This window comes from Caldisericia bacterium, assembly GCA_021158845.1.
Classification (GTDB): Bacteria; Caldisericota; Caldisericia; order B22-G15; family B22-G15; genus B22-G15.
The window spans coordinates 1-11,810 of record JAGGSY010000170.1 but is presented as its reverse complement, the minus strand read 5'-3'; the positions used below and the strand labels follow the sequence as shown (position 1 = coordinate 11,810).

Sequence of the window (11,810 nt, the reverse complement as noted above, 5' to 3'; positions counted from 1 at the left end):
GTTTTTCCTTTGCCCATGGAGGAAAAGATGGATATCCATACCCTGTGGATAGAAAAACATACGATGAATCAATAGAGATATTGAGAACTGCTGTTGAAAAGGCAAAACTTGGATACACTGAGAAAATGAAAGCTTTAAAAAAACTATCCTACCTGTAGAATTCTTCTTAAAAGCTCACCGGTGTAAGATGTTTTCACCTTTGAAACATCTTCAGGTGTTCCCTCTGCGACTATGTATCCCCCCTCATCTCCTCCTTCAGGACCAAGATCAATTATCCAATCAGCAGATTTTATAACATCTGGATGATGCTCTATTATAACAACTGTGTTTCCTTTGTCCACGAGTCTATTTAAAACAGAGAGGAGTTTCTTTACATCATCAAAATGAAGACCTGTTGTTGGTTCATCAAGTAGATAAAGGGTATGTCCCTTAAACTTCTTTGAAAGTTCAGTGGCAAGTTTAACCCTCTGTGCCTCACCACCAGAAAGTGTTGGTGCAGGTTGACCAAGTTTTATATAACCAAGACCAACATCCATAAGAAGCGAGAGTCTTCTCCTTATACTTGGTATATTCTCAAAGAATTTGTATGCTTCATCCACAGTCATATTAAGAACATCAGATATGTTCTTTCCCTTCCATGTAATTTCAAGGGTTTCTCTATTATACCTCTTCCCTTTACAGACCTCACATGTCACATAAACATCAGGTAGAAACTGCATCTCAATCCTTTTTACTCCGGCACCCTCACACGCCTCACATCTTCCACCTTTCACATTGAAGGAAAACCTACCTGGCTTATATCCCCTTGCTCTTGCCTCAGGAGTTTTTGAGAAAAGTTCCCTTATGGGGGTAAAAACTCCAGTGTATGTTGCTGGATTGCTTCTTGGAGTTCTTCCTATGGGAGATTGATCCACCATAACAACCCTATCTATATTCTCAAGACCTCTAAACTCTTTGAACTTTCCCGGTTTCTCTGGAGATTTATAGAATATCTCTTTTAATCCCTTATAAACTATATCGTACAGGAGTGTGGATTTTCCTGAACCAGAAACACCTGTTATACATACAAATGTATTTAGGGGAATCTTTACATTTATATTCTTAAGGTTGTGTTCCCTTGCTCCAATGATCTCAAAATACTTTCCATTCCCCTTCCTTCTTTCTTTTGGAATCTCTATCCTCTCCTCACCCTTTAGATATTTTCCTGTAATGGAATTTTTACAATTAATTATATCCTCTATACCCCCTGAACAAACAATTTCTCCCCCATTCTCTCCTGCACCTGGACCCATATCAATAATGTGATCTGCCTCTTTTATGGTCTTTTCATCATGCTCAACTATTATAAGGGTGTTTCCCAAATCTCTCAAATTCTTTAATGAATTTAAAAGTCTCTCTGTATCTCTGTGATGAAGACCTATGGTTGGTTCATCAAGAACATAAAGAACACCAGTAAGCCCTGAACCAATCTGTGTTGCAAGTTTTATCCTCTGTGCCTCTCCACCAGAAAGTGTTCTTGATTCTCTATCTATGGTAAGGTAGGATAGACCAACATCCATAAGAAATTTAAGCCTTGATTTAATCTCCTTTAAAATCTGCTTTGAGATAATCTTCTCTGTTTCTGTGAGTTTTAGATTTTCAAAAAAGGAAAGTGCATCACTTATACTCATAGATGAAACTTCAGCTATATTCTTTCCATTTATGGTAATTGAAAGTGCCTCCGCTCTCAGTCTTGTTCCTTTACAGGCAGGACATGGAAGAACCCTCATAAACCTTTCGTATATCTCCCTCATTTCATGAGAATCTGTCTCTCTGTATCTTCTCTCAATGGAAGGAATTATCCCTTCCCACTTTACATAGTATCTACGCCTTCTTCCATCGCTTGAGACATAATTTATGGGAATTCTACCTGAACTACCGTATAGAATTATCTCTATTGCCTCCTCATCAATCTCTTCCACCGGTGTATATATGTCAAAATCATAGATTTCAGAGAGAGTCTTCACTATCTCAAAGAAAAATCCATTAAGGTTTTGGAATCCAGGAACTTTTATGGCACCTTCACTTAGTGATAAACTCTTATCAGGTATAACAAGGTCGGGATCAACCTCCATTTTTACACCAAGCCCCACGCAAACAGGACAGGCACCATAAGGGGAATTAAAGGAAAATAAACGAGGTTCTATCTCTGGAAGAGAGATACCACAAACAGGACAGGCAAATTTTTCAGAAAAAATCTTCTCCTCGCCTGTATCAACTATAAGGATCTTTGTCAGTCCATCTCCATACTTAAGAGAGGTCTCTATGGAATCGGTGAGTCTTTCTTTTATATCCTTTCTAACAATTAATCTATCAACGATAATATCTATATCGTGCTTCTTATACTTATCAAGTTCAATTTCTTCATCAAGGGTAAAGATACTTCCATCAACTCTGACTCTTACAAATCCTTCCTTCCTTAGCTTCTCAAATAGGTTCCTGTATTCTCCTTTTCTCCCTCTAACCACAGGGGATAGAATCATTATCTTTGTTCCTTCCTTTAAGGTGAGTATCTTATCAACTATCTCCTGGGGTGTCTGCTTTTTAATCTCCCTTCCACATTTTGGACAGTGGGGAATTCCTATCCTCGCAAAGAGAAGTCTCATATAATCATATATTTCAGTCATTGTACCCACAGTGGAACGAGGATTATGGGATGTAGATTTCTGATCAATGGCAATGGCTGGTGATAGCCCCTCTATAAAATCAACATCTGGCTTATCCATAAGTTCAAGAAACTGTCTTGCATAGGAAGAAAGAGATTCCACATATCTTCTTTGACCCTCAGCATATATAGTATCTAAGGCAAGAGAGGACTTACCAGAACCTGAAAGACCAGTTATCACTGTTATCTTGCCTCTGGGAATCTTTACATCAATGTTCTTTAAATTATGGACTCTTGCTCCCTTTACAAAAATATAATCTTTTTCCATTGAAATGGCGCGCCCAGCGGGAGTCGAACCCACAACCTGCGGATCCGTAGTCCGCCGCTCTATCCAGTTGAGCTATGGGCGCAAAAATGGCGGAGAGAGCGGGATTCGAACCCGCGGAGGGGGAGTTGACCCCCTCACCTGCTTAGCAGGCAGGTGCCATCAGCCACTCGGCCATCTCTCCGCAAATTAAATTATACCATAGAAATTTTCCTTAAATTTACAAAATATACCATAGAAATTTTCCTTAAATTTACAAAAAGATTTTCTATTAGAGAAAAGACTTTATTATAGGAAGATAAATTGTTCCTTCTTTGCCACCAAATTTTTTAGTTTCACCCTTCACATAGAATATCCCACATATGACGCACAAACACGCATCTATGAAATCTCTGTTTGTTGTTGAAAACTCAAGTGGAAACTTTATAAATCTCTTCAATTCTTTAAACAAAACTTCTCTATCAGACCTCAATTTCCTTCCTCCTTTAAGATTTAAGAACTTAAACACACCATCTGGAAATGTCTCTATAATCTCTCCTTTATAAACTTTTAAAATTTCTTGGATAAGATTCTCCATATCGCTTAAAAAATTCAATGGAAGTGCTCTTATCCCCTCTTTTCTTAATTCAATCTCCGCATCTCTAAAATTTTTATCAGGATATGTTAGAGGGGCATCAATAACCACAAGCTGAATATCTCTTTCCTCTGAGAGGAACCTTACAAGTTCATTAAATCTTACTGTTAAACCAAGCTGAAACTTAGAATTTATAAATTTAGAATATTTATCAACAACACAGATACCAGATTTTCTTTTTATAGAAAGATCTATCCCAACTAAAAGCATTCTTTTCTCACAAATTTAAAAGAGGGGCAGTGACTGCCCCTCTTTATTTAGAATTCTAATCCTAAACCATTATGGGTAGAATGTGATTGTGACCTTCTGAAGGAGTGGATCCCAATCAACTTGAGCTCCAAATGCCTCTGCAATGAATCTAATTGGAACAACAGTTCTTCCTTGAGGTTCCACTGTGAATGGAGCAACCTCAAGAGCATATGGCTCACCATTCACATAGGCAATTTTGTTTCCAAGTTGCATATCTATAACAATGGTACTTCCATCACTCCTTGGTAGTTCAATGTGAATTCCTTCAGTCTCTGGATCCCAATCAACTGTAGCACCAAAGGTTTCTGCAATAAATCTTAGTGGCACCATTGTTCTTCCAGGTGGCATGACAAACGGTGCAATTTCGTAAATTACAGATGTGGTGACTCCATTCTTTGTTACTTTAATCACTGGAGAATCAATCACAAGCTCTATTATTATCTCCTCCTGATAGATCACAGTCTTCACTATTTTTGCTTCATTTCCTGCTCTATCCACTGCTTTAAATTCAAGGGTTATCTCTTTCTCTCCCTCTGGTATGGAAACCGTATAGGTGAATGTTCCATCTGCCTGAACAATTACAGGTTCATCATTTATGGTGAGTGTTGCAGTTGGTTCTGTTGTTCCAGAAACCTCAAACACCCTATCCTGAACCTTCTCTGGGACATTCACCTTGAGTATTGGAGGAATAGAATCAAGAGTTACTGACACTTTCTTTGTCTTGGAAAGTGCACCCTTCTCTGCTCTTATAATAAGCGTATTAAGACCCTCAAGGAGCGTAACCGTTATGGAGAAGTTTCCTTGGTTATCTACATCTGCCTCCTCATCATTTACATAGACAGTGGCTCCGGGATCTGTCTTTCCAGTTATTTCAATTTCAGGCGTGTTGACAAGTTTTGGAACTTCATCGACCACAAGAGTTAATGTCGGGACTTTATATGTCACATGTATCTCTTTCGTTCCAATATTTCCAAACTCATCCACAGCAACTACTCTTATCAGGTTTTCACCCTCGTTTAAGGTTATATTCACCATGAAGGAATTATCAGGTAGAAGCTCAACTCTCATACCATTCACATAGACAGCGGTAACTTCTGATTCATCGCTAACAGTTCCAAGAACAGTTATACTATTCTGTGTCAGTGTTGTTCCATCCTCTGGTTCAGTTATTGTTATCTCTGGTGGTTCAGTATCCTCTGTCTGTTCTTTTGTATAGAAAACATCATTGAATACATATTCTCTATCCTCCTTCTTCACTACAACATCATAACCACCAAGATACTGAGGTACAAAGTTTGTGAATATTACAACTCCATTATCATCTGTGTATCCCTTAAGATCATATATCGTGGCATCGTAGTTATAGGCAAAGGTAATTCCTACCTCTGCACCTGTCACAGGCTGTCCATGTGCATCAGTAACCGTTATCTTTATTCTGTTTGCTTTTCCAACTATAGCTTTGTCAAGTGGTTTTCCACTTGATGTAAATATTTCAACATCAACTTTTACAGATACAAGATCAAACTCATTTATAACAACATATGTTCCTGGAAGGGTAGAGGTGGTTGTGTAGTAGAGAATCACCTTTGGTGAATCTGGAAGTGTTGGATTGAGGTTATCTCTTGCATTTACAGTGAAGGTTGCACTTGAAACATTTGGAGTTTCCTGTTTTGTCATTATAGCAGACCTGAACCCAAATGGTTTACCAAATGAATCAAGTTTTCCATCCACTCCAATCTTTGCTACATAAAGTGGAGCATTTGTTATTGGATCTTTAAGTGTAACCGTTACCGTTTCATTTATCTCTGCAGAGAGTATATTATCTGAAGGTATTATTTCAGCAACAGGTTTTACAATAGGTATATCAAGCTCTCCCATAACATCTCTATTTGGTCCAACAGCAAATATTCTTGCATCTCCCTCTTCAAGGTAAGGTTCACCGAGGGTCAAGGTATAAGTTGTATCATGATTGTCTGTAAATGTGGAGCCCTTTGAATCAAGAGCAATTATTGATGAACCTTCAGGGATACCAGGAGCAGAAATAAGAAGTGTCTGAGAGAATCCAGCAGTTATCTTATTTCTCGATGGTGAACCATCTATAGAGAGAAGGGAAATCCCAAGGTTCATCTGAGGTTTTATTGGGAAGGCATAAGGAATGTATCCCATTATCTTTGATGTTGGAAGAGTTGGATTTCCTGAGTAAACTTTCACAAGCACATACCTTCCAATTTCAATTGGTGTTCTATCGTGTTCAGGATCTGCTGAATGGTTAAATCCAACATTCATCTGAGTATATACACCATTTGTTATATTCTGGTTAAGCGGATTAAGGTGAGAGGCATCAATTACAATGTTTGGAGATGAGGCTCCACTAATTGAGAACATATCATTTACAGGTGTTCCATCTTTGTTATAACCCCATATCTCAACCCATGCATTGTTCTGAGGTACATCTGATGTGTCTGTTACGCTTATACTTATGGAGCCACTACCTCCCTGAGAAATTTCTGCTGGATCAGTAGTAACACCAATCTTAAATCCATCTATGCTATCTGCAATTGGAAATACACTAAATGTTGCCTTTTCCGTTGTGACTCTTCCTCTCTCTTCATCTGTCCTGTTATCCACACCCCTCATGGGTAAAGTTAATGTAAGTGGGAGAGGGGTATACATTGTTGGTATAATTTTAACCTTTATCTCTCTATCTCCTCTTGAGATTTCTTCCATAAATACAGTTTCATCTGATGAAAGAGTCCAGTCCTCATCTGGATCAAACACTGTAAGACCTGGTGTTGGTGGTTCATAGAATCCAAAAACAAGGATATACTCCTCGCCAACCACTGGTGGGAACATCTTCCTATCAAGGTGAACAGTTGTTACATCAATGTATGCGTATGGATTGAATAGAGAGACAGATTGGATTGGAAGAGAAATTAATGCTGCACCTGAAACTTTAACTATCAAGGAACCTGTCTGAGAACCTGCGGCTGGAGGAACTGGTGTTCCAGAGATCAGGTATGTTCCCTTTGATAAAGGTTTTACCTGTGGATTCTGGAATGTCCATCCAGGTGGAAGTTCATAACTGAATTTATTTGCAAGATGGAGAGTTGTCTCATCTACAGGTTCACCTGTCCCATCTGTCACAAGAATTGTGAAGTGGCACAGTTTATTTGCATACAGAGTTGTTGGCTCAACAAGTAATTTTGCCTGATAATTTGGTGCTCCTATGGAGAACGGTTGGTATGGAACAGGTTTTCCAGCCTGATCATAGTATCTTCCATATTTATAATCACCTAAATCAGTTTTTTCATTCCCAACTCTTGTAAACAAGGCATAACTTCCAAGCTCATCAATTATTGCATATATCTTAAAGTAACCATTTGGTCCAAGTTTTACAGGTTGATAAGTTTGTGGTGGAAGACCTGCATGTGGAATTTCATTGATTGGACCATCGCTTATATACTTTCTCTCAAAACCGTTAACAGGATCAACCTTCCAGAGTTCAACATAAACATCATTATTTCCTGGTGTAAGACCTCCTGGAAGCTGGAGTGTTCCCTCAATCACCTGTGGTGTTGAAAGATCCACTGTAAGTGTTCCAAGATCAGTTGTAATTGTCTCCTGGTATTTAAGGTACACAAACATTGAAACCTTTGGAGATGTTTGAGCTTCAATTCTATATATTCCATCATACCTTGCACCATGATAACCAAGGGCATCAAACCATCCTGTACCAAGAGAGAAATTACCATTTAGATCAGTGGTTGCTGTTGAAACAGTTGTTGAGGCCCATGGTTCAAGATAGAAGTTTCCGAATTCATCAAATCTTCCAGGTCCTGAAAGAACAACTGTTGCAAAACTTATTGGATCAAGATTTCCATCTAAATCTGTATCTGATAGAGTTGTTAAAGTTCCCTGAAGAGTGTCTCCAATGGTTGCCATAAGAATTCCATCACATCCAGTTGAACCATTAACAGTAAGTAGTGGTGTCGCTCTGAAGGAGAATTGTTCATAATCTTCAAGCCACCACTTTGTTGACGGATACGAAGGTATAACTTCTCCTCTTACGGTAACTGTAGCAGTATCTCCCACATTTAATCCAAGTTCCTGAGCAGAGATATAAACAGGAACATTGATCCATTGACCTGGTGTTGAAACAGAAGGAGTTTTATCAATAATCTTTGCATAACCACCCGATGTGGTTATGGTGATTCTCAATTTATCTCCCAGTTGATCAACATACCACCTTACATTGACACTGAAGCCAGAACCACAAATCTTAAACGAAGATTTTACAACATCAACAAGAGCGTTAACTCTTACAAAGCCAGAGGTTATAGCCCAGTCTGGTGGAGAAATTGGAGGAACTGTTGAAGATATGTCACCACAACAAGTTGTATGAATTGTTGCGACAACATAACCAGATGGATGTGTATCAGACTGCGCAGTGAACAAACCTGTATCTGGATCTATTGTTCCAATTGGATACATTGGATCATTATTAACAATACTCCATACTGGAGGAGGAGTTATAACTGTATGATAAAGTGCATCCTCAGTTCTTGCACTAAATTGCTGTCTCTCTCCAGAAATAAGACTTATACTTTCTGGGGAGACCCATACCTTTATCCCCATAGTAACCTGTGCAAATACAGGATTTTCATTGTAAACTATAGATAAACCACCACATTCATTTCCAGGACAACCATCGTTATAGGTAAAGGAAGCCCAAATGTTGTATGTTCCACCACCACATGAAGGAGAGGAGAATTTGCCATTTGAATCTATTGATGCACCGGGATCATCGAAATCTGAAAGTCTTACGTCGTCTATCGTTACATCTCCACTCCCATCAACATCAATATAGAGTGGTTCACCAGAATCCCAAGAACCTGAACTATTGAGATCTATATAATAAATAGGAGTTGAGGTAAATGGTGTCAATTTAGTTGGTGGAGTTGTTAAATCAGAATCGCCAGAAGCAACTACACTTCCTGGGTAGTATGTATCAATCCAGGAAAGTCTTACATCATTTATAGAAACTGTCTTTGAACTATCCACATCTCTATATATAGGTTCTCCTTTATCATAAAGACCATTCTTATTGAGGTCAACAAAGAGTTCGTCAGAGGCAAAGGAGACTAAATTAATGGAATCTCCTGGGGTATCTCCTGCAAGTTGTAAATCTTTATCCAGACCCTTAACTTTTGTACCTGAAGGATATTCTATCCAATCATTGATTGATGTATCAAAAATTTTAACATCACTTACTCTTACATCTCCTGCAGATATATCTCCTGAACCATCCATATCTTTATATATATACTCTTGAAGTTCAACAAAATTATTATCTCCAGCAAGGGGAGCAGTATCTGTTCCCGGAGTGAATTTGTGGTCTCCATCCAAATCTGTCCACTCTATTCCTTCACCTGTTGGAGTATAGATACCATCAGAATTAAGATTCTCTGCATGAAGTGGTTCAAAAGATACAAGAGCAATACCCACATCTCCGTCTCCAGTTTCTACTGTTCCAGGAGAGAGACCACATGCGCATGAGGTGAGTCTTACATCTCCCACTGTTACAGTATTACTTCCATCCACATCGTCATATAGATACTCTCCATAATCATAGGTTCCATTACCATTGAGATCAACAAACTTTATGGAGGTAAATCCAGCATTAGTTAAAGCTTTACCAACATCCTTATCTCCAACCTGTGAACCTGCAGGGAATACATTTTTCTTTTCAACCTTCACATCTGTAAGTCTTATATCTCCTTCATCTACAACATTATTTGCACTTCTATAAACAGCCTCTCCCGGATCATAAACTATTGGAATTGATGATGTGTCTTCTGTATGCTTCTCATCAGGTTTAAAATCAATGAGCGTCTTTCCTAAATCCACATCGCATGTTGGACACATTGAACCAACAATGGAGCCTGCTACATAAGTTATTGTTCCAATCTTCACAAGGGAAAGTCTCACATCTCCAACAGATACCGCACCATTGCCATCCATATCTTTGTAAATCCATTCACCGGGATCATATTTTCCATTTATCTCTACATTCTCAGTGTGTCTCTCTAAACCAAAGGCAAAACTGAATAACTTTTTGCCTTTATCAGGGGAATGGTCAACCGATGTATTTCTTGGATAGCCAACATGCCATTTAACATGCTCATCAGCATAAGGAATTGGATTGTTATTTTTATCAACAATAGTTGCATGGTAACTGTAATCTGTGCACGGGGCAATCCATAAAATCTGAGGAGAGACAATAACCTTCGGTGGACCATCAAAGACGACAACTGTAGCAGTTTGGCTTCTTGTTATTCCGCCAATAGTTATAGTTCCAGTTATAGTATATTGTTGAGGTGCTTCTGGAGAAGACCATGTTGGAGAAGTGTAAAATCCATTCTTATCAATTACTCCTCCATTCATTGAAACAGACCAGTTCATAACAAAAGGAGTTGACATTCTTAAATCTCCACTGTCAACTATTCCGTTATCCTTAAAGTCAAGATAGAAGGCAATAGGCTCATCATCATCCCAAACAACATTGTTATTAGTGTCAAAGAATCTATATATAACTGGATAATACTGATCTGTGCCATCTGGAGGTGGAATAGGTATGTCCTTGAGCTCAAAGAATTTAGTAGGCTCAGTATATGGATTAAAAGGTCTTGCATCAAAATCTGGATTTATTCCATCATCCTTAACAGATGTTCCTGCTTCATAATGATAGAACTTCCCATCTTTAGTCCAGATACTGACAGGTGTCATTCTTATATCACATGCACTCACAGTCCTTGAATTATCAAGGTCAAGGTAGAGAAAATCACATGGGTCAAACATATCGTTTGAATTTGTATCGTAATATCTTAGAGATGGGGTAAAGATTCTTGATTCACCATTCTCTATGTACTTATCATCATCTGTATCATCATAAATTCTTTCTCCTGGTGTATAATCACCAGAGTTGTCTGCATCAAAGTATCTAAAATGTAATCCCGGTCCTTTCAAATCATTTAGATCAAGTCCTGTATCTGTATCTTCGTTTCTTACAAGGCTTCCTGCCTTATAAAATCTTCCACCAAAAGCAACATTGGAAAGTCTCACATCATTTAAACTTACTTTATCATCTCCGTCCATATCCTTATAAATCCAATCTGCAGGTGAATAAGCTCCACTTCCATCCACATCGACGTACATTTCAGTAGGTGAAAAATCTGAAAGTTGAACACCTGTCTCTGCTCCATCATAAATTCCGTTTCCATTGGTATCCACAAAGTTTATATCTTCATCAAAGGTTCTAACTGTTGTTCCGTTTTGAGGGTTGGGGAATGTATATAAATACTCAAGAGGTCTTCCAAGATCTGTATCTCCTAATTTAACCACAGTTCCTGGTGTAGCTCCAAATGGGAAGGCTCCAGTTATTCTTATATCTCCTCTTGTTACTGTCTTGGAATTATCTGAGTCGTAATATATACAATCCATGCAATCGTAATGGCCATTTCCATTGGAATCACAGTAGCGGAAATTGGCATCGACGCCTGTCTCTATCGGGCTTTTCTCGGTAGAAATCTTTCTCTCAAAATCATCACTGTAAATTATATTTCCATTTAAATCTTTAATGACGAAATCATCAAAATATGTTTTCCTTGCTGTAGCATTACCACCATACTGCCATAAACCAAATATACCTGAATCAAAATCTGGATCTGCTGCTTCAATTTTTGGAGTTGTTGGTTCAGGATCTCCATCTTTCCAGAAATATATTTTGAAGTTATTACCATTTGCGATTATTTTTAAATGATACCATGTGTCTGCCGCTATTGTGACTGAATCTGTTCCTCCTGGGATCAGAATCTCTCCGCCATCCTTGATTTTTCTAAGTCTTAAATTATCATTCCATAAATCAACAAAATATCCATTTGCATTTGAATTATGTCTTC

General features: G+C 38.3%; 3 protein-coding genes and 2 tRNA genes. All 5 read right to left on the bottom strand.

Features of this window, described 5'->3' with window-relative positions:
• Positions 1-143: 143 nt before the first annotated feature.
• Positions 144-2,972, bottom strand: coding sequence for an excinuclease ABC subunit UvrA (uvrA, locus tag J7J33_06170; GenBank protein MCD6168863.1), 2,829 nt, complete (start codon positions 2,970-2,972; stop codon positions 144-146).
• Positions 2,973-2,977: 5 nt separating this feature from the next.
• Positions 2,978-3,054: transfer RNA gene (locus J7J33_06165), tRNA-Arg, on the bottom strand.
• A gap of 5 nt (positions 3,055-3,059) precedes the next feature.
• A tRNA-Ser gene (locus J7J33_06160) sits at positions 3,060-3,153 on the bottom strand.
• 87 nt (positions 3,154-3,240) lie between these two features.
• On the bottom strand, positions 3,241-3,813 hold the full coding sequence (locus J7J33_06155) for a DUF429 domain-containing protein (GenBank protein ID MCD6168862.1): 573 nt from the start codon (positions 3,811-3,813) through the stop codon (positions 3,241-3,243).
• A 69-nt stretch (positions 3,814-3,882) separates the two neighbouring features.
• Positions 3,883-11,810: hypothetical protein (locus J7J33_06150; protein ID MCD6168861.1), on the bottom strand; the 7,928-nt coding region annotated here is incomplete at its 5' end.

What these genes read in the sequence shown, in the direction of transcription:
- uvrA (MCD6168863.1), bottom strand. Translation starts at nt 2,972, where the DNA reads ATGGAAAAAGATTATATTTTTGTAAAGGGAGCAAGAGTCCATAATTTA.
- J7J33_06155 (MCD6168862.1), bottom strand. Translation starts at nt 3,813, where the DNA reads ATGCTTTTAGTTGGGATAGATCTTTCTATAAAAAGAAAATCTGGTATC.